Annotated in this window: 12 protein-coding genes and 1 pseudogene; 10 read left to right on the top strand and 3 right to left on the bottom strand. The window is 56.1% G+C overall.

Translation table 11 applies throughout. The features are described 5' to 3' along the window. Positions 1-91: 91 nt before the first annotated feature. Positions 92-2,119 (top strand): arginine--tRNA ligase, encoded by a 2,028-nt coding sequence (locus tag OHL20_RS20095; protein WP_263385086.1) that lies wholly within the window; start codon positions 92-94, stop codon positions 2,117-2,119. Positions 2,120-2,141: 22 nt separating this feature from the next. Here the strand turns inward: OHL20_RS20095 and OHL20_RS20090 are convergent, their stop codons facing one another. Both OHL20_RS20090 and smpB read right to left on the bottom strand, forming a co-directional pair. After that, the gene (locus tag OHL20_RS20090) at positions 2,142-3,698 is read right to left on the bottom strand and encodes a leucyl aminopeptidase (protein ID WP_263385085.1); all 1,557 of its coding nucleotides are present in this window, start codon (positions 3,696-3,698) and stop codon (positions 2,142-2,144) included. A gap of 72 nt (positions 3,699-3,770) precedes the next feature. Next, a complete protein-coding gene (smpB, locus tag OHL20_RS20085; protein WP_263385084.1) occupies positions 3,771-4,310 on the bottom strand; it encodes an SsrA-binding protein SmpB in 540 nt (179 codons plus the stop codon). A 493-nt stretch (positions 4,311-4,803) separates the two neighbouring features. Between smpB and OHL20_RS20080 the strand changes: the two genes are divergently transcribed. From OHL20_RS20080 to queF, 5 genes are all read left to right on the top strand, one after another. Beyond that, the gene (locus tag OHL20_RS20080; protein WP_263385083.1) at positions 4,804-7,170 is read left to right on the top strand and encodes a cohesin domain-containing protein; all 2,367 of its coding nucleotides are present in this window, start codon (positions 4,804-4,806) and stop codon (positions 7,168-7,170) included. Further along, positions 7,170-7,634: a type II secretion system protein gene (locus tag OHL20_RS20075; RefSeq protein ID WP_263385082.1), complete on the top strand. Its 465-nt coding sequence runs from the start codon at positions 7,170-7,172 to the stop codon at positions 7,632-7,634. Before OHL20_RS20080 ends, OHL20_RS20075 begins: the two co-directional genes overlap by 1 nt. Next, positions 7,628-8,047 carry a type II secretion system protein gene (locus OHL20_RS20070; RefSeq protein WP_263385081.1) on the top strand — a complete coding sequence of 140 codons (420 nt, stop codon included), beginning with the start codon at positions 7,628-7,630 and terminating at the stop codon, positions 8,045-8,047. Before OHL20_RS20075 ends, OHL20_RS20070 begins: the two co-directional genes overlap by 7 nt. A 101-nt stretch (positions 8,048-8,148) precedes the next feature. Beyond that, complete coding sequence (locus tag OHL20_RS20065; RefSeq protein ID WP_263385080.1) at positions 8,149-9,357, top strand: M48 family metallopeptidase; 1,209 nt, start codon at positions 8,149-8,151, stop codon at positions 9,355-9,357. Positions 9,358-9,884: 527 nt separating this feature from the next. Then, on the top strand, positions 9,885-10,286 hold the full coding sequence (gene queF, locus OHL20_RS20060; RefSeq protein ID WP_263385079.1) for a preQ(1) synthase: 402 nt from the start codon (positions 9,885-9,887) through the stop codon (positions 10,284-10,286). A gap of 462 nt (positions 10,287-10,748) precedes the next feature. Here queF and OHL20_RS20055 read toward each other — a convergent pair whose 3' ends face one another. Further along, complete coding sequence (locus tag OHL20_RS20055) at positions 10,749-10,943, bottom strand: hypothetical protein (RefSeq protein WP_263385078.1); 195 nt, start codon at positions 10,941-10,943, stop codon at positions 10,749-10,751. A 748-nt stretch (positions 10,944-11,691) separates the two neighbouring features. Here OHL20_RS20055 and OHL20_RS20050 point away from each other — a divergent pair. The 4 genes and pseudogenes from OHL20_RS20050 to OHL20_RS20035 form a co-directional block, all read left to right on the top strand. Continuing rightward, positions 11,692-15,330: a TonB-dependent receptor gene (locus OHL20_RS20050; RefSeq protein ID WP_263385077.1), complete on the top strand. Its 3,639-nt coding sequence runs from the start codon at positions 11,692-11,694 to the stop codon at positions 15,328-15,330. Between the two features lie 41 nt (positions 15,331-15,371). Continuing rightward, positions 15,372-17,354 (top strand): GxGYxYP domain-containing protein, encoded by a 1,983-nt coding sequence (locus tag OHL20_RS20045; protein WP_263385076.1) that lies wholly within the window; start codon positions 15,372-15,374, stop codon positions 17,352-17,354. Between the two features lie 27 nt (positions 17,355-17,381). Continuing rightward, positions 17,382-19,745 (top strand): GH92 family glycosyl hydrolase, encoded by a 2,364-nt coding sequence (locus OHL20_RS20040; RefSeq protein ID WP_263385075.1) that lies wholly within the window; start codon positions 17,382-17,384, stop codon positions 19,743-19,745. A gap of 2 nt (positions 19,746-19,747) precedes the next feature. Continuing rightward, positions 19,748-20,051 (top strand): annotated as a pseudogene (locus tag OHL20_RS20035) (hypothetical protein); the annotation flags it as partial.

Raw genomic sequence — 20,051 nt, 5'->3', positions numbered from 1 at the left:
CGTACGGTTGTGTCATTCGGCCCACTGAAGAACGCCAATTTACCATTTTTGAACACTTTGTTTCTTTATGGCTTGAGATAGGAAATCACCTATGTATCGCACGGTTCAGCAGCTTCTTTTAGCTAAAATTCAGACCATTCTTCTCTCGAAATATGATGTGTCCTTCACGCAACTCGCGGTGGAGCAGCCACCGGGCATTGCGCTAGGGGAGATAGCTCTGCCAGTGGCGTTTGAACTAGCGAAGCGACTTCGGAAGGCGCCCCGCGTAATCGCGACGGAGTTGGCGAACGAATTGATGGCGGCGCTGCCAGAGTTGGAGGGCGTAGCGAGCATTGAGGTGGCCGGTGCGGGTTATCTGAACATACGGTTGGATCGTGCGGCTACGGTACGCAGGATTGCTGCCGATCGACATGCCGATATCGGCGGCGCGGGTTTTAGGCTGATCGAGCATACAAGTATCAATCCGAACAAAGCCGCACATATCGGCCATCTGCGGAATGCAATCCTCGGCGATACGTTTCAGCGGCTGCTCAGACCTGATAGCTACAAGCGGGGTTGGGAGGTGGGCGTTCAGAACTATATTGACAACACTGGAGTGCAGGTAGCGGATGTGGTAGTTGGGCTGACGCATCTTGAGGATAAAACGCTCGAGAGCACACGTGAGTTGCTGACAGAGTTGATTGAGACGAACCAGCGAATCGACTTTTACTGCTGGGATCTTTACGCGCGAGTCTCGCAGTGGTACACAGCAGACCCGGAGCAACTCGCAATACGCAAGCAGCTTCGTCTGGAGACGCTCCACGCGCTTGAAGAGGGAGGCAACGATACAGCAGCTATAGCCGACCTAATCTCAACAGCGGTGCTCTACCGGCATTTGCAGACGATGGAGCGGCTCGATATTGAGTACGACTTTCTGCCACGCGAGAGCGAGATTCTTACGCTACATTTCTGGGATGCAGCGCGTGCCTTGATGCTTGACAAAGGTGTGCTTTATCTGGAAACGCTTGGAAAGAACAAGGGCTGCTATGTGATGCGACGCGCGGGTACACCGGAGGAGACTGCGACGGCTGATTCGAGTCTTCCGGATGAAGATGCCAAAGTGATCGTCCGGTCGAATGGGACGGTGACGTACGTGGGGAAGGATATCGCCTATCATCTCTGGAAGTTCGGATTGTTGCCGGGCAAGGACTTTGGATACAAGCCCTTCTATCAGTATCATCGCGAGGTTAAGCCGGATCGATGCTGCTGGATCTCTACTACCGATGGAGTCGATCCGCACCCGGTCTTCGGCAAGGCAGATGCGATTTATAACGTGATTGACTCGCGGCAGAATGACCCGCAAAACAACGTCATCCAAGCACTGCGTGGCATGGGGTACACGGATGCCGCTGATCGTTATACGCACTTCAGCTATGAGATGGTGGCGTTGACGCCGCGCTGTGCAATGGAGCTTGGCTACACCGTCAGTGAAGAAGATCAGGCTCGGGCCTACATTGAGGTGAGTGGGCGCAAGGGTTTTGGTGTCAAAGCAGATGACCTGCTTGATCGGCTGATCGCGGCGGCAAAGGCCGAGGTAGATGCTCGGCACGCCGAGCTTGAGGAAGAGCCCCGGTTTGCCATTGCGACGCAGATTGCGGTGGGTGCATTACGCTACTTTATGCTGCGGTTTACGCGGAATACGGTAATCGCGTTTGATTTTCGAGAGGCCTTGAGCTTTGAAGGCGAGACGGGACCGTATGTACAGTACGCGATCGTGCGGGCGTCCAATATTTTCCGGAAGGCCGGAACCACCGAGGCCGAATCGCTGGAGGCTATAGCAGATCTGGATCTAGCAGCATTGCTGGATGGAGAGGGTGGCTCTCTGTGGGAGACATGGCTGCTGGCTTCCAAGCTGACACTGCTGATCGAGCAGGCCATTTCGACAGCAGAGCCAGCTTACCTTGCGAAGTACGCCTTCCAACTAGCGCAGCAGTTCAACAACTTTTATCACCGGCATCATGTGTTGAATGAAACGGACCCGACCCGTCGGATCCTGCTCCTAGCTACTGCGGCCGTGGCACGGCGGGAGATGGTGCGCGCTCTCGGCTATCTGGGGATCCAGGCGCCGCCAGTGATGTAACCGGCAGCGCTCGCATCTGTATCTAGGTCGCGTAGCTGCGGACCCATTCGACGATAGAGCGGACAGCGATACCCGATGGCCCTTTGGCGATCCAGGACCGCTGCTCATCGATCCACGCACACCCAGCGATATCAAGGTGAAGCCACGGCGTGTCCTGCGCAAACTCTTTGAGGAACATCGCAGCCGTGATGGCGCCTGCCCACCGATGTGCTCCCGTATTCATGATGTCGGCTATCTGACTCTTGATCTGCTCGCGATAGTCATCGGTGCAGGGAAGTCGCCAGTATTTCTCGCCGGACTTACGAAGGACGCTGAGGAACTGGATAAAGGTATCGTCGTCATTAGAGAAGAGACCGACATTATCCTTTCCGAGCGCGACAACACAGGCTCCGGTAAGCGTAGCGGCGTCGATCAGGTGAGTGCAGCCGAGAGTTTTGGCATAGTGCAGTCCGTCTGCCAGAACGAGGCGACCCTCAGCGTCTGTGTTGATAATCTCAATTGTCTTGCCGGACATTGCGGTGACGACGTCGCCCGGCTTGAAAGCTTTTCCATCCGGCATATTTTCAGCTGAACAGACGATGCCGATGACCTTAACGGAAGGCTTGAGCTGGGCAATCGCTCGCATCGCACCGATCATGGCTGCGGCACCCGCCATGTCGTATTTCATTTTTTCCATTCCGTCGCCAGGCTTGAGCGAGATGCCACCTGTATCGAAGGTGATGCCCTTGCCAACGAGCCCGAAGACGGGTGCATCGACCTGCGGACTTCCACCCTTCTCAAGCTTCGGTTCATAAGTCATGACGATGAGCGCGGGCGGTTCGGGTGAACCCTGGGATACAGCCCAGAACGCTCCCATCTTCAACTCGTGAAGTTTTTCGGTTGAATGAACCTCACAGGCAAGGCCGACTTCAGCGCACATGCTGGCCGCGCGCTTACCAAGCTCCGTCGGCGTGAGGACGTTGCCGGGTTCATTGACGAGGTCACGCGCAAAGTTCTGGGCAGCGGCGATGATACGACCTTCCTCGAAGCCCGCGATCGTCTCAGCGCTGGTTGCCTTTTCCGCTTCGCGGGCGATCACCGTGAGGGTTCTAAGGGAGCGGTCGACGCGATCGCTTCTATATATGTCATAGTCAGGGTCGGCGAGTTCGGCGCCCTCTACCAAGGCACGAGACATGAGCGCACAGGGCAGATCTTCAAGGTGTTCGTCGGAGAGGGCATGATCCTCCGGAAAAGCGATGGCGATGTCGCGAAATCCTCGGGGCTTGGCGGTGCGAACGGCCGTGCCGGCACCCTTGCGAATCTCATCGACGGAGAGCGACTTCGCCTTGCCAAGGCCGACTAGTAATAGTCGCTCAGCTTTAATCCCACTAGGTGCATGCAGCAGGAGAGTCTCGCCTACACTTGCTTTAAATTCTCCTGACGAGAGGACGCGTTCTGCGGCCCTCGATATGGTGTCTGAAGTCGTAAGTAGCGCGGGAAGTGGTGTCGCGTCTTTTCCGGTCGCTACATCCACAGCAAACACTGCCAACATTGGGATGACAAAGGCGTCAGCATCCTGAAAGAGAAGTCTGGTATCCATAGACTCTTATGGTAACCCGGCTTACAACTGTTCAGCGGAAGCGTACTTTGCGGTAAACAAGCTCGGCAGGAGTTAGCGTCGCTGACTCCGAGCAATAGCGGCCTTGGCCTCACCATCGGCCTCCCGTTTGCGCTCGGTTGCCCGTTTATCCCATTCCTGCTTACCCTTTGCAAGAGCGACCTCACATTTGACCCGCCCGTTGCGGAAGTAGAGCCGGACAGGGATCAACGTAAATCCCTTCTGCTTCGTCAAAGCTTCCAGCTTGCGGACCTCTGTTCTGTGAAGCAATAGCTTTCTCGTGCGCAGAGACTCATGATTCATGGCATTGCCGTGTGAAAACGGACCAATATGCGCGTTAAGGAGGAAGCATTCGCCGTCTTTGAGAAGGCCGTAGGCGTCTTTGAGGTTAGCCTTGCCCTCCCGGATCGATTTAACCTCGGTACCGCGAAGCGCTACGCCTGCTTCGAAACGGTCTGAAAGAAAGTAATTAAAGCTGGCGGAACGGTTAAAGGCGGCATCGCGATGGCCGGCGGCGATCGGATCGCGGTCCTTTTCCTTGACCACAGGCTTGGGCGGATGCGCCACAGTCGGATTGGAGAGAGAACGTGCCATGACAGAACTCTATTTTAACACTGTTGTCATGTATCCGATCTGATGAGTGAGCACATGTTGTCAGCCAAAGTCGTCATTCCCGCCTTACCCATTCCATGCGGGCACGTCTAAACCTCGTATCCAGCAGAGATCGTAGTTTGCATCATGGGAGTTGAGGGATGAGATTGAGTCCGGCGATGGGCATAGAGGCCATTAGAACGGCGCGATTCGCATGATGTGGCGAGTGCTACGAATGCTATACTCACCCGAGTCTGGGAAGCGCATCACTGCGGTCGATGGGCGCGACACGGATCTCCGAAATATGGATAACAGGGCAAGCATCTGGACATCTATCGGGGCAGGCGACTGCTCCTTTGATAGCCACACTCCGCATGATGTAAAGGACGCAAACGGAATCAGCATGAGTCGTGGGTCTCTATCGTTCTTCCCCCGGAAAACCGTCCGACCTCTTGTCCGCCGACTCATTCAAGGGTTGCTGCAGGTCAAATTTGGCATGGTTCCGATTATCGCTGTCATGGCGATGCTGCTGGTAGGCGATCTAACTGTCTCTGCCAAGGCGCAGTCCGCAGGAACCTGGTTCAAGCGAGCCCGCAACGCTGAGACGCGTGAAGACTATGATGGCGCCTACGAAGGCTACCGCCAGGCATTTCTGAAGAATCCAAAGGATCTCCGCTACAAGACAGGCATGGAACGCCTTCGTTTCCAGGCAGCTGCCTCGCATGTTGATCGGGGCCGGGTACTTCGCCAAAATGGCGATTTCACGGGCGCGGTCACGGAGTTCACACGTGCGCTCTTGATCGATCCTGGCGACCAGGTGGCCCAGCAGGAGATCGATATTACCCAGCGTCAGCAGCAGGCGGCACCCCCCGGTGGCACGGCGGAGGTAGTTCCTAAGCCGAATGAGATGCTGAGCGCAATTGGGTCTATCTCAGGGATCATCGAGTTGAAGCCCGTCTCGAACGAACTTATTACGTTGCACGCTGTCGACGACACCAAGGTGATTTATCAAGCTATTGGCAAGCTGGCAGGCCTGAATGTTCTTTTCGACCCGGATTACACCTCGAAGCGCGTTCCAGTTGATCTGACGAACGTCAGCCTGTCCGATGCGCTGAGGATCGTGGGTACAATCGCTGGAACCTTCTATAAGCCGGTCACTGCCAACACGATCTTCATCGCGCAGAATACGCGGACCAAGCGAACAGATCTGGATGAGGTAGCTGTCCAGACGTTTTATCTCAGTAACGCGAGTCAGCAGGCGGATGCGACCGAGGTTTTGACGGCAATCCGCAACCTGCTTGACCCAAGTGTGAAGGTGTATCTTGTCCCTTCTCAAAACGCGATTGTCATGCGGGCAACGCCCGACCAGCTATTGCTGGCACAGAAGCTCTTGAACGATCTCGACCGCGCCAAGCCAGAGGTGATCGTGGACGTGGCGATTTTAGAGGTGAATCGGGACAAGGTCCGCACCCTTGGAATCACTCTGCCGCAATCGATCGGCCTGACGCCGCAGGTGGCCAATTCAACATCGACTACTTCTACGTCGACCAGCAGCAGCAGCGACGGCACAACAACGCCGACCACCACTTCGACCGGATTGACTCTCAATAACCTGGCGCACCTGAATGCCAACAACTTCGGCGTTACGATCACCGGCGGAACGCTCAATGCCCTGCTTACGGACAGCGACACGCGCGTCTTGCAGAACCCGAAGGTTCGCGCTACGGATGGACAGCGTGCGACGTTGAAGATCGGTTCCAAGATCCCGGTTGCTACAGGTTCCTACAATGCTGGAGTTTCCACCGGCATCGCCAGTATTGGCGTGCAGACACAATTCACGTACCTCGATGTCGGCGTTAATATCGATATGACGCCGACAGTTCACTACGACCACGAAATCTCTCTCAAGATGAAGATTGAGGTGTCGACCCAGAACGGCACGGTCACAATCTCGAATGTTCAGGAGCCGATCATCTCGCAGCGCGTGGTCGACCAGACGATTCAACTAAAGGAAGGCGAACCAACCATTCTCGCCGGATTGCTGGAGAAGGATGATCTGCGAAACCTCAGCGGAACTCCGGGTCTTGCCGAGCTTCCGCTACTGAAATACCTCTTCGGTTCACAGTCCAAGGAAACGAAGCAGGATGAAGTCGTTTTTGTCCTCATTCCGCATATTGTGCGCGAGTCTGTCCTGACGCGCCTCAATACGCGGGCAATTGACACAGGAACTGGAGCTTCGGTTGAACTACGCCGCGATCCGAATCCGCGTGCTGATGCCGATGCGTATATCGAGCCAAGCGCTCGACCTGCTGGTTCGGGAACATCGGCTGCAAACGCTGCGTCGTCCATGTTGTTGCAGCTTCAGCAACAGAGCCAGCGTCCAGCTAATCCTGCTGATCAGTTGAACCCGCCCGCGACAGCGAAACCTCCGGCCGCAGCGTCAGGCGGTCCGCCGGTCAGTCTCAGTGTCGTTCCAGCCAATAGCGCACAGACGGTTGGATCAACCTTCCAGGTTGCAGTCATGCTGCAGCAGGGGCGCGATGTTTACTCAGTTCCGCTGCAAATGCAGTTTGATCCGAAGATACTTGACTTGGTGAACGTAGACGCTGGCGACTTCCTCGGGCATGACGGTCAAGCCGTTGCACTGACGCATCGCGACGATGGCAACGGATTGGTAACTGTTTCCACCTCTCGTCCACCCGGAGTCGCTGGGATTACAGGGCAGGGAAATGTCTGCACGCTGACATTCAAGGCCAAGGCGGCGGGCGATTCAACTCTGACGCTTGTTAAGGTGGGGGCTAAGAATAGCGCCCAGGCGAATCTGCCCGCAGTCGGTTCGCAGGCAGTGGTGCATGTGAAGTGATGGGGCGTGAACGAAGGCGGGATGGCGAAGCTGGCCTGACGCTGATTGAGCTGATTATCACGATTACGATTGTGGCGATTCTCGCTTCTGCCGCGGTTCCGATCGCTCGGTTCCAAGTGAAGCGGACGAAGGAACGAGAGCTGCGCCGGGATCTTTGGGAGATGCGGGACGCGATCGATCGGTATAAGGACGCAGCCGACAAGGGGGCCTTTATGACGAAGGCGGACAGCATCAACTATCCGCCGGATCTCGAAACGCTGGTGAAAGGCGTCGATGTACAGGACAAGAAGGTCAAGTTCCTGAGGCGGATTCCGATTGATCCTATGACGGGAACGACGGACTGGGGGCTTCGGTCAAATCAGGACGATGCGGATTCTGATTCGTTCGGCGGCCAGAATGTCTTCGATGTGCATAGTAAAAGCACCGATACGGGACTGGACGGGACGAAGTATTCGACATGGTGAAAATAGCTCCAACTCGACGTCGGACAGATGCTGAGCAGGGTTTTACTCTGCTGGAGCTAATGATCGTGATGATCATTATCGGCATCCTCGCGGCGGTCGCGGTTCCGGCGTACTTGCAGTCGGTGAAGAAGGCGAAGGAAGCGGTGCTGCGTGAGGATCTGCATGCGATGCGATCAGCGATCGATTCATATACGGTCGATAAGCAGAAGGCGCCGCAGCAGCTTGATGACCTGGTGCAGGCTGGATATCTGAAATCGATGCCGAAGGATCCCATTACGAACCGGACTGATTCGTGGGTTCCGGGCCAGGAGGATTCGCTGATGAGCATCGATCAGACCCAGGCAGGAATCGATGATGTCCACAGCGGCGCGCAGGAGACTTCCAGTGAAGGCACTTCGTATTCGACGTGGTGAAGCGGTCTCTCGCAATCGCTACCGAAAGAGCGCATACTACGTCTAAGATCACGTAGCGCTGCGTCCGTCCGCAGGGAAGCGGCCTTCCAGGAGAGATCCCCATGCGACCTGTTTCGATGCGATCCTTTTCGCGCCTGAGCCTTCCGGCTTTGCTGGTGTGCAGTGCGGTCGCGCTTGCCCAGACGACGACGCCTGCGCAGATTCCTTCGAACACTCCGACTACAACAACTCCGACGCCGACTTCGCCATCGGGTCCGCAGCCGACGACGGTTCCAGTTCCGCCGGTCCCGCCAACTGAGGCGGAGATGAAGGTTGCGCGGGATGAGGCGAGCAAGAAGACTGATTCGCTTCCGTCACCTGGAGAGTCGCTTGATCCGCATATCAAGGCGGGTAGCGAGGACGATGTTGCTGCGGTGGGAACGCGGAACATTGGCGGCCGCGGAACAGGGAACTGGTATTCAACGGACTGGGAGATTCGAAACGGCAAGTCGTATTCGATGGAGATTGAGAAGTCGGCGCATCTTGTGACCGATCCGGTGATCGTCGAGTACATCAATCGGGTGGGACAGAATATCGTCAAGAATTCAGATTGCAAGGTTCCGTTTACGATCAAAATCATCGATTCGGACGAGATCAACGCCATGGCCCTGCCGGGTGGCTTCTTCTATGTGAACTCCGGGTTGATTATGGCGGCGGATGAGGAGGCTGAGCTTGCGGGCGTGATGGCGCATGAGACGGCGCATGTTTGTGCGCATCATGCGGCGCGTGAAGCCACGAGGATGAACTACTTCCAGCTTGCGTCGATTCCGCTGATTATCATGACCTCGGGTTCCTACACCGGATATGGAATTTATGAGGCGACCCAACTTGCCATTCCGTTGACGTTCCTGCAGTTTTCGAGAAACTTTGAAGCTGAAGCAGACTGGCTCGGACTGCAATATATGTATCGTGCGGGCTACGATCCGCAGGCTTTTATCCAGTTCTTCGAGAAGATCGACGCGCTGGAGAAGCACAAGCCGGGAACGCTGGCGAAGGTGTTCGCTGACCATCCGCAAACTCCGGACAGGATTGCTCGATCTGAGGATGAGATCGCGACTATCATGCCGGCACGACCTGATTATATGGTGACGACTTCTGAATTTGACGATGTAAAGTCGCGGCTGGCTCGGATCGAGAACAAGCGCAAGATCAACGACGGCAAAGGCGGCAACAAGCCTACGCTTCGGCGAGTGGGCAGCAACAGTGATCCTAACTCGACAAATCCCAGCTCGACGACCGATGACCGCCCGACTTTAGGTCGGCGGAACTAAGGGCTTCAGCGTCAGATATCCAGATTGCGACTCCCCAAGGACCCTCCCGGCCGATGATTTCATTTTCGTCGGAGGTCCTAAAGCCTAGACAGCATTGGGTTTAGAGCTGAAGTCTGTCGTAAAGTATTCATTACATTGAAGTTACGACCAAGATATTCAAAACAAAGAGGTTAGTCGCGTATTCCGCTGGAGGGATTGAGTAAGCTTATGAAGACGAGAGATGCGAAGATTGCCAGACGACCGGCTGGCGACTGACGAGCGTCTCGATGCGCTGACTGCTTTCTATTTTCTCAGAAGCCCTAAGGTGTTAATAACAAAGGGTTTGTGGGTCATCGCACTGTAAACTCCTCATTGCAATTGGGTTACAGGCAAAGTCTTCAAAGCAAACAAGTTAGTCATACATTCTCCCCGATGAATGGAAGGGTTCCGTCGAAGAAAGTAGAGATGATTTCTGGCTGCTCCGCGGGCTAACAGATGCTGCGGCGCTGATGGTTTCGAAGGTGGTTGTTGCGCGATAAACTAGGACTATGACTACGCAGAAGACCGGTTACACCGACGACCACGCTATGGCGGGTCTTGATACAAAATTTCCTGACATCGATACATGGCCGAATCAGTTTAAAGCCTACGAGATCCTTGTGGATGATCCAGAGTTTACGAGTGTTTGCCCGAAGACGGGACTGCCGGATTTTGGACGGTTGACAATCCGTTATATGCCTCGTGAAAGCTGTATGGAGTTGAAGTCACTGAAGGAGTACCTGTTCACATATCGTAATCTTGGGATTTTTCAGGAGAATATCGTGAATCAGGTGCTGGATGATGTCGTGAGGTCCTGTGAGCCAGTCTGGGCGCATGTTGTTGGCGACTTCCGGCCACGTGGTGGAATTTCGACGATTGTGGAGGCAAAGTATCCGCGCCCTGTTGTGTAATTGATGTGCGGCTTGGCTCCTGGACTGCACGGCAGATCTTCACGAGACGAGAACGGGTGGACCGAGCAGTTCCGTTGCAAAGCACGCATCTTGGGCAGCCGTGAGGTAGGTGTCTCGCCCGCCTGGCTGCCTGTCGTGGGTGTCGAAGCCTTGAACCTCGTCGTTCTCTTGGGATAAGGATGCTGTTCAGGTCGTAGCGCTCCGACCTCTGACGGACTGGCAGAGCATGCCACAGGCGGAGGAGGGCAGGTAGGGGATTGATCCGGAAGTTTGCCGGGAGGGCGGTAGCGGCCAATTTGAGGACGCTCGGCACTTCGATATCGTCGCGGGGAACTATAAAGGGGGGATTTTAAGCAAGGCGTTATGGATTGGCCCATAAGCTATCTGTGATGCTCGACTCACCCTGCGCGGTACGGATGGGGCTGCCGCTGCCATCAGGCAGCGGCCCTTGGAAACGCCGCCTTACTTTGTGACGGCTGCGAGGATCTCTTTTTGATTAGCCAGGATTTGCTCGAGCGCTTCCTGGTTCTTCTCAATGCTTTTCTGGTTGTCGAGAATGGACTTCTGGTTCTCGACGATGGTGTCCTGGTTTTTCAGAATCGTCTCCTGATTACTCAAGATGGTCTTCTGGTTTCCGACGACTTCGCTATCCGACATGTCTTCCTTCTTTCTCAATGGTTTGTTGGCGCTGACCCATACATCCAGCGGTAGGAGCAGTTATACAGAGGCCAGACCGACCTCACAATCCAACCCAGGGTGGAAAGCTGGTTCCACCCTAGCCTTTGGACGGTCCCAAGTTCCGGGGGTTATCTTTTTGAACTTCGTCGCCGTCCTCTTCCGCCACACCTCTCTTCAACCCTATGTGAATTGAGGTTGTACTTGGTGAGCTTCCTACCTCAGCATCCTTCAACAGATAGGAACCTATCGTCATCAGTCGAGTGCGGTTAGCAAACTCATGGCGCAGTGGACCGTCGTTGGTTCCTCTCCAAGGGAGTAATGCCAGCGCCTCGAACAAGATACTGTCTCGGGCATGCGCATCAGTAATATCTTTTTGAGGCTCGTGCTTTTCTTTTTTACTAGTCTCTTGCGGTGATTGCGTATGGCTGGGCTAAGTGACTAGCGAGACGCAAGAAAGGGAAGAGGCCGTGCACCCCGCAACATCCTAGGTGAAAGAAACCTGCAATCTCCGTGTCTCACTCTCCTCCACTTGTGTTTGATAGAGCCTTTCCCTCGGTAAGGCCGCTCAAGTTGGTTGTGACCCGGTGAAGCGCTTGACAGAAGCTTCTTCGAAAGAATAATGTCGCGCTGACAGCAAAAACGACAACGTTGTCAACGTTATCATCCGGTCGGCCAAGGCTAACGACCAGCTTAGCAACTTGGCGGAAGCCAGCACGAAAGGGCCCTTATGCAACGGATTATTTCGTACCTGCGAACTGCCACTCTTCTTCAATTTATTCTCATACTCTCTTCGCAGAGCGTCGCGTTCGGACAGGCAGATCGCGCCACGCTGACAGGGCATATTACGGACTCCTCGGGAGCCGTCATGCAGGGCGTGACTGTTAACGCTACGAACACTGCTACAAGCGCAACCTTCAACAGCGTGACAAATGGTGCGGGCATTTACAGCATTTCGAGCCTGCCAATCGGCGACTACACCGTGATCGTGAGCCAGACGGGATTTCAGAATGCACAGTCCTCCGTGCACCTCGTTGCAGCGGCCGTGCAGACCGTAAATGTGAGCCTGACGGTTGGCTCAGATACCCAGACCATCTCGGTTTCGGCGACGCCGCAACTTATGGAGACCGACACCTCCAGCGTGACGAACACGCTCGAAGAGGGCGCGCTGCGCGACTTGCCCCTCAATGCAACGGACGGTCGCGATGCGTTGCAGATTGTTGTAGCGACTACCCCTACCACCTCGAAATCGAGTATCTCCGGCAACCAGGTTTACAGCACGCTTAACTTCGGCGGCGCGTATTCATGGACGAACACTGTATACATCGATGGTGTTGATGCCGCCGCCGGGCCGCAAGGCGCGATCGCCACACCGGGACTTGAGGCCTTGCAGGAGACTCAGGTGCAGACCACGAACGCGAATGCGGAGCTTGGCGCGACGGGCGGCGGCGTGCTCCTGTTTGAACTGAAATCCGGGACCAATAAGATTCACGGCAGCGCGTTTGAATTTCTTCAGAACGAAGCATTGAATGCAAACAGCTGGTCCAATAAGTATTTTCTCGCGGGCTGCAGTGCGGCCGATATTACTTGCCAGCGCGACAACTCAAGACCACGTGATCGCTTCAACGATTATGGCGGAAGCCTCGGCGGCCCTATCTGGAAGAATCGCACCTTCCTCTTTGGCGACTATGAATACTACAGTCAGACCAACTACGCGCTGAATCCGAACGCAACGACCGTTCCGACTGCCAAGATGCTCACCGGCGACTTCAGCGAGCTACTTACGGGCGGAACTAGCCAGGGTAATATCGTCACGAATGGCGCTCTAGCCATCAATCCCTGCACCGGCACGCCATATCAATATGGGCAGATCTTCGACCCTCGTACACAGAAGGTCGTCAACGGCCAGACCTGCGCTACACCGTTCGCAGGCAATGTCATTCCCGCGAGTCTCATATCGCCGCGTTCGCAGGCCATTGCGGGATTCTATTCCAAGTACTATGCGCCCACACTGACCAGCCGTATCTACAACAACTATCCAACGCTCGTCAGCAATACGCCAAGCGAGACGAAACGATCGTACGACATCAAGATGGACCATAACTTTTCCAGCAAGCATCACTTGAGCGCTTCGTTCGACTACGTTAAGTGGGTGAGTGTTACCGGGGGCGGTCTGGTGAGCACCCCCACAAGCCCTGGTCCACTTACCTCTGAGTGGAGCAACAACACACCGAACTTTACGACGCGTGTGATTGACAATTATTCGGTCACTCCGACTGTGCTGAATACCTTTGCACTTGGTTATTCGTCGACGCAGTACACGCAGATACCCGAGTTCGTTATACCGAGTGCTGCCACTTATGGCTTTAACGCCGATGGCAAGGGCTTTCCCACGATTTCCTACTCTGGCGCGAACGGTGTGGGCGTGGCCTCGAACGGCACGAGCGTGTACTCATACCAGAATTACTACGGTTATCACTTCCAGGATTCCGTTGCCTGGCAGAAGGGCCATCACTCCTTCAAATTCGGCGGGTACGTCTACCTCCAGGGCCTGAACTCAAGTGCCGGCGGGAATATTCAAAATTATAATTTCAACAATCAGACGGGTGGCCCTACCGATACATCAATCACGCCTTATGTAGGCAGCGGGTTTGCAAGCATGCTGCTCGGCAATGTGCAGTCGGCGTCACAGAACATTCCTCAGCCCACTTACCCCCGACAGAAATACCTTACGATGTTTGCGCAGGATGATTACAAGATCAATACCAAAGCCACTTTGAATATGGGAGTGACCTGGGTTTATACCTTTGCAGGCCATCAGCATGAAGGCCATTGGACCAACTTCGACTTAAACGCGCAGAATCCGCTCTGGGGAACGAACAAGGGTGCATGGACTTTCGCACAGAACTCCGGATCGACCTTTCAGACCGACAACACCCTTCGCCAGTTTGCCCCTCATTTTGGCGGCGCCTACCAGGTGACAAACAAGCTGGTGGCCCGAGCGAACTATGGCTTGTATTACGTTCCGTTGGGCGAGTTGAACTCCGGCTACGGCTACGGATTCCCGTCGCAGCAGGCGGAGTTCTGGAGTGGCACGAACACGGTGCCGAACAGCATTCCCGGATCTACTGCTTTCAACTGGACGGGCGGGTATCCGGGACAAACGGTACAGCTGGCTCGCACGATCACCCAGACAAGTTTTGATTATGGCCAACCGCTCTCGATCAGTCCGAAAACGCTGCACCTTGGCCATACGCAAGCCTTCTATGCGGGCATCCAATATGAACTCGCCAAAGGCATCATCATAGACACGCGGTACATGGGCACGCGGGGTGGCGGCCTGCACGACTCGCCTGAGTCAGTCGGGATCAACTATCCGGATTTTGGCACCTATAGCAAGCTGCTGACGTCCGGGCATATCAACGACACCATCAGCAACGCAGGCCAAGCTGCGGCGATCGGCGTGCCTTATCCGTACGCCGGGTTTACAGGTCCTGCTTATGCTGCCATCGCTCCCATTCCACAGGCCGCCTCGTTCAATAACATCCTTGTCCTGAAGACCGACGAGCAGGTCGGCGTAAGCTCCTTCAATGCGTTCATCGTAGAGATCAAAGCGAGGAGTGCACATAACTTAAATGCTGATTTGAGTTACACCTTGTCCCACCTTACCGGCAGCAACCTCTCTGGGAGAGACTCTGCTTCGAATGGCCAATACGGCTATCAGAGCGCGAGTGACGTACCTGATTCGCATCACTGGGTTCAAGGCATCGACCAGACGCATCTGCTCTCTGGCTATGTGACCTATCTTCTGCCCTTCGGCAGGGGTCAGCAGTTCCTAAGCCGGTCGCACGCACTCGACCTCGCCGTTGCCGGCTGGACCATTGGAACCAATCTCAGCTACGGCTCCGGCGGCCCGATCGGCACCGTCAACTCGCCTGTGCAGTATCCATTCTTCTTCAATCGTCAGCGCGACAACTTCGCTAACGGAGCGAACCCCTACAACATGGTGAACCACTTCCACGGCGGCAAGGTGAATCTGGGCAACACCCGCGACCCGGCCAATCAGGATTTCTCCCCAACCCTCTTCGCCACTCCAGCGCTCGGCACCCTCGGCAATACGCCTTACAACTACGATAAGTGGCGCTGGAACTCGGGAGCAGCCAACGAGAGCCTAGCCCTCTCGAAGGCTTTCGCCTTCGGTCCCGATAAGCGCCTGCAGGCCACGCTTCGCGCTGAGTTTTATGACGTCTTCAATCGTCACTACATCAACGGCCCGGATACAAACCCGAACGACACGACTTTCGGACAGATCACCGGTGTCTCCGGCACAACCCGTACTGGGCAGCTTGGAGCCCGGGTTCAGTGGTAGGTTGCCGGACGAACAAATAAGGTCAGCTAAGGAGAAAGATCATGTCTTTATCACGTCGTACCTTTATGGCCCTCACTGGAGCCGCGACCGGCAGTCGGGTCCTCCCATCTTTTGCACAGCAGTCAGGTATCAACGGCACGCTCCCTACGTTGCCTCAGGCGCGATTTCTTGAAGCTGCTGATCTCTCGACCCTCAACGGGGATGAGCAAACCCTACTCGTCACCCTGCAGGGCCAGATCAACCGAAAGGAACCTCGCCTCTATTTCTACTGGGGCACCGACCAGACCAACCTTACCTGGCTCAACACCATCAGCGTGCCTCACCGCATCTCCACCGAGCCATGGGATCTTTTCGCCCGCTACCGTTCCGAGATTCGTGGTGCCATCGTCTACGACCCGAACCAACCCGACTCCATCAACGTAGCCACCGCCATCGCCAGTCAGCGCAACGCCGTCATCGCAACCGCCGCCATCGCCAAGACTCACCAACTCGAAGTCCTCGACGATCTCACCGGCCGCTTCACCGGTACAGTCTCAGCCTACGAATACGCCCTCACCAATGTCTGGCCAAAGTCCTCAAAGCGCATTCTCACCGCCATCTCCCCAAGCAACACCGTCACCGTCGCAAACGTGTCATGGACCATGATCCTTCAGGAGACGCGTCCCATCACAGACTCCTCAAACCGAGCGATCTATACCGCCGACATCAGCGGCCTCCTCGGCGGTGAGGCAGTCTTCATCCGCTACACCGATAACTTCCCCAACGACGGCTGGGGGCCAGCCGTAGCCCAGGTCACGATCACCGCCGATGGTACTCCGATCGCCTCGTTTGTTCCCGGTACTGCAGCCGAGACGCCATTTCTCTTTGACGCTGACGGCTCACAAATCTCGCCCAGCGGATGGCGCTTCGCTGACGGAACCAATTACTTCATCTACAAATTCACACCGCCCGCAGGCACCAAGCAGCTCCTGCTCTCGAACGATCTCCAGAACGAATTCGTCGTCTCCGGCTCCGCCACCGCGCCTAGCGTGCAGCAGGGCAATGCAATCTTCCGCGACTACATCATTGCCACAAACTCACCAGTCTTCTGGCTTGACCCCGAGGTCGCCGATCAGGCCGCTTTATTCGAAACCATTCTCAAGCAGACGCCGCCCAACACGCCCTATCTAGGCTGGTTTCCGCTCGGGCACGAGATGCCCGGCGTCACTCTCCTGAGCCAGTACGCCTCGCCCGTCGTCGCCACCGACGACCTCTTCAACGGCTCCGTCTTCGCAGGCGTACGCGAATCCGTCGACGCCCGCATTCCCAACCCTCCGCACCTGCCCAAGCTCGAAAACAAAATCTATCTGACCCTCACCATGGTCGAGGGCGATAACGTCCAGTACTGCCAGCATCGCCTCCGCGATCTATGGGACGATCCCGGCCGCGGCAGCGTCATCCTCAACTGGAGCATCAGCACGCTCCTGCTCGACATCGCCCCCAGCTTCCTCCATTACTATCAACGCACCCGCACGCCGAGCGACCTCCTCATGGCTGGTCCTTCCGGCGCAGGCTACACCTATCCAGCCGAGTGGCCCGTCTCTGCCTTTGAGGTCTTCCCCCGCCATTCCGGCGAGTACATGCGCAGCACCGGCATGAACACCCTCTTCGCCTACAACCGCAACGATACCGACAACCTCCCTCTCAGCCCGCAGATAGCCGGCAGCTACGAGCGCAACATCCCCGGCCTCCTTGGCATCATGCTCAACTACGATCTCACCAGCGTCGTCAGCTTCGCTAACAAGCTACCCGTCGTCACCCTGCTTGGTATCAACGACATTCCCACCGGCACCACGCAGCTTGCACAAGTCGCCGCAGCCTGGGACGGCAAATCGCCTCTCTTCGTCGCTGCAGGCATAGAATCCTTCACCTCCTCGCTTACTCCCACCGGCGTCAAATCGCTTACCAATACACTGATCCCTGCCTTTGAAATCATACGAGGCGATACGTTTTTTAGAATGTTGCGCGCAACGCAAAAGCAGTAGCCGAAGCCACCAGGAGAGTCACGAACCATGCTCATTTGCCGCGGCAATATAACCCTATCCGCGTTCGTCCTCCTTACGTCCATCGCCGGCATAACCATGCGGGCTCAAACCGTCAGCAAAGCGCCCCTCGACTACGCCAACCCGTTAGTCGGAACGGCGCCGCTCGATGATCAGAAACTCATCGGCAACGCGCCTCCGCCGGGCGAGCAGATCTACTCTGGCTTCACCTCGCCTGGTGCCAAACTCCCACATAGCTCCACAGAGATGGCACCCATAAACGCCAATCTGCCACTTCAATATGTAGCTGGTGTTCCGGCAACCTACTACTACCCGAATCGCACCATCTTCGGCTTCTCCTATGGGGGCTATGGTGGCGGCGATGGTCCCGTCATCTCGCCAATCGTCGGCGATTGGGCACTTCCGCCGCAGCGTACCCCGTCCGTCTACGACAAGAAGCGTGAAGTCGCCTCGCCCGGCTACTACAGCGTTTTCCTCGATGACTTCAGGACCAAAGCTGAGATGACTGTGACCACGTGGACAGGGCTCTACCGCTTCACCTTCCCGCAGACCGACCAGGCACACATCCTCATCGATACGGATCGCGCTGGCGGCACGATCGAGATCATCGACAATAACACCGTACGCGGCGAGCGCCAGCATGGCACCCGACGCCACGGCCAAGTCGATGCCGACACCTTCTTCATCGCCGAGTTCTCCAAACCATTCACATCCTTCGGCGCATTCAAAGAAACTCCTCCGAATCAATGGCCCACGCGCGGCAGCCTCTTAGGCGATAAGAACATCGAGCCCGACACCCGCATCATCTCCGGCCTCTACGCCGGTGCTTACCTGCAGTTCTCAACCAAGGCCGGCGAGCAGGTCCTCGTAAAGATCGCCCGTGGCTCCAGCTATGCCATGGCCGAGCAGCGGCTACGCTCCGAAGATCCCGGCTGGGACTTCGAACGCGTACACAAACAGGCCGAGACCGAATGGGCCGGCAAGCTGAACATCATCGAAGTACAAGGCGGCACCGAAAAAGAGAAGATGCTTTTCTACTCCTCCCTCCTCCACTCCTTCGATAGCCCGCGTCTCGTAGCCCGCAAGGGTGAAGAGTTCACCGGCCATGACGGCATCCAGAAGACCGCCACCTATGACCATTATGGCTCGGTACCCTTCTGGGATACAGGCCGCAACCAGATCGTCCTGCTCACCCTTTTAGAACCGCAAACTAAGCTCGACATCCTCCACTCCGAGCTCGACATGGCCCGTGAATCCGGCTACATGGGCACCTCCTTCCACGGCGACAATGCCGTCTTCATGTACCTAGGCGATTGGGACCGGGGGCTCGACTTCGACTACGCCGCCACCTACGAATTCCTTCGCAAGAACGCTACCGACATCAAAGGCCCGCGAGGCTATCTCGACGAATATCAAAAGAATGGCTGGATCTCAGACATCATCCCACCCGGCAATCCCAGCCCACCCTATGCCGGTGGAAAGGCAGGCGCCGCCACCACGCTCGAATACAGCTGGGACGACTATGCCATGTCCCTCTACGCCCGCAAACTCGGTAAGAAGGAAGATGCTGAGATGTTTCTCAAGCGTTCGCATAATTACAAGAATGTCTTCGATCCGACAGTCAATTTTATGCGCGGCAAGACAGCCGATGGCCAGTGGATCTCCCCCTTCGATCCCGCCGAGCCGTACTACAACTTCATGATGAAGGAGGCCTCCGGCTGGTCTACCCTCTGGCTCGTCCCACACGATGTACAAGGCCTTGTCAACCTGCTCGGCGGCAGAGAAAAAGCCGCAGCCAAGTTAGACGAATTCTTCAGCACGCCCTACCATCCCAAAGGCATCTGCCGTGACTGCACTGGCGTCGTCGGCCAGTATGTTCAGGGTAACCAGCCGGACCAGCAGGCCCCTTACTACTACGACTGGGTGGGCCAACCCTGGAAGACGCAAGCCCTCACTCGCAAGATCCTGAAAGAGATGTACGGCAGCGACGCCTCTGGTTTCGGCTTTCCCGGCATGGACGATCAGGGTGCCACATCCTCCTGGTATGTCATGAGTGCCATGGGCTTCTACACTGTCGATCCATCCAGCCCCTACTACATTCTCGGTAGCCCGCTCTTTACCCGGTCCAGCATCCACCTCGGAAACGGCAAGACCTTCGAGATCGTCGCAAAGAATAATTCGGGGACCAACATCTACATTCAGTCCGCCACTCTCAACAACAAGCCCTGGAATAAACCCTGGTTCAGCCACACGGACATCGCCAACGGTGGCAAACTCGCTCTCACCATGGGACCAAGACCCAACACCTCATGGGGCAGCAGCCCCGATGCAGCGCCTCCATCCATGTCACAGCCCGCTGCAAGGGATCAGTAACCATGCGCTGCTTCATATCAGTCTTTGCTCTTGCCCTGACGCTGTCCGGAGGCGCACAGGATCGTCTCTTATTCCAGACAGACCACGAATGGTCGCCACGCACCAACATTAACGCCGACACCGTCATGGTCTACGGCATCGACGACACCACAGCCGCACGAATTCGCTCATGGAAGCAGCATGGCTATCGCGTCACCGTCATGACCGGCGTCGCGTGGGGACGCTATGCACCCTATCTCCGCGGCGATTTCGATGGCACAGAACACTGGGACGAAACCCAGCAGGAGAAGTCCGGCAAGCTCATCC

It is taken from the genome of Granulicella arctica, assembly GCF_025685605.1.
In the GTDB taxonomy this organism is placed as follows: Bacteria; Acidobacteriota; Terriglobia; order Terriglobales; family Acidobacteriaceae; genus Edaphobacter; species Edaphobacter arcticus.
Note: the sequence above shows the minus strand (reverse complement) of the source record. Positions and strands in the feature narration are given on the sequence as shown.

Excerpts from the sequence above, each read along its gene's own strand:
- OHL20_RS20095 (WP_263385086.1), top strand. The coding sequence starts at position 92 with ATGTATCGCACGGTTCAGCAGCTTCTTTTAGCTAAAATTCAGACCATT.
- OHL20_RS20090 (WP_263385085.1), bottom strand. The coding sequence starts at position 3,698 with ATGGATACCAGACTTCTCTTTCAGGATGCTGACGCCTTTGTCATCCCA.
- smpB (WP_263385084.1), bottom strand. The coding sequence starts at position 4,310 with ATGGCACGTTCTCTCTCCAATCCGACTGTGGCGCATCCGCCCAAGCCT.
- OHL20_RS20080 (WP_263385083.1), top strand. The coding sequence starts at position 4,804 with ATGGTTCCGATTATCGCTGTCATGGCGATGCTGCTGGTAGGCGATCTA.
- OHL20_RS20075 (WP_263385082.1), top strand. The coding sequence starts at position 7,170 with ATGGGGCGTGAACGAAGGCGGGATGGCGAAGCTGGCCTGACGCTGATT.
- OHL20_RS20070 (WP_263385081.1), top strand. The coding sequence starts at position 7,628 with ATGGTGAAAATAGCTCCAACTCGACGTCGGACAGATGCTGAGCAGGGT.
- OHL20_RS20065 (WP_263385080.1), top strand. The coding sequence starts at position 8,149 with ATGCGACCTGTTTCGATGCGATCCTTTTCGCGCCTGAGCCTTCCGGCT.
- queF (WP_263385079.1), top strand. The coding sequence starts at position 9,885 with ATGACTACGCAGAAGACCGGTTACACCGACGACCACGCTATGGCGGGT.
- OHL20_RS20055 (WP_263385078.1), bottom strand. The coding sequence starts at position 10,943 with ATGTCGGATAGCGAAGTCGTCGGAAACCAGAAGACCATCTTGAGTAAT.
- OHL20_RS20050 (WP_263385077.1), top strand. The coding sequence starts at position 11,692 with ATGCAACGGATTATTTCGTACCTGCGAACTGCCACTCTTCTTCAATTT.
- OHL20_RS20045 (WP_263385076.1), top strand. The coding sequence starts at position 15,372 with ATGTCTTTATCACGTCGTACCTTTATGGCCCTCACTGGAGCCGCGACC.
- OHL20_RS20040 (WP_263385075.1), top strand. The coding sequence starts at position 17,382 with ATGCTCATTTGCCGCGGCAATATAACCCTATCCGCGTTCGTCCTCCTT.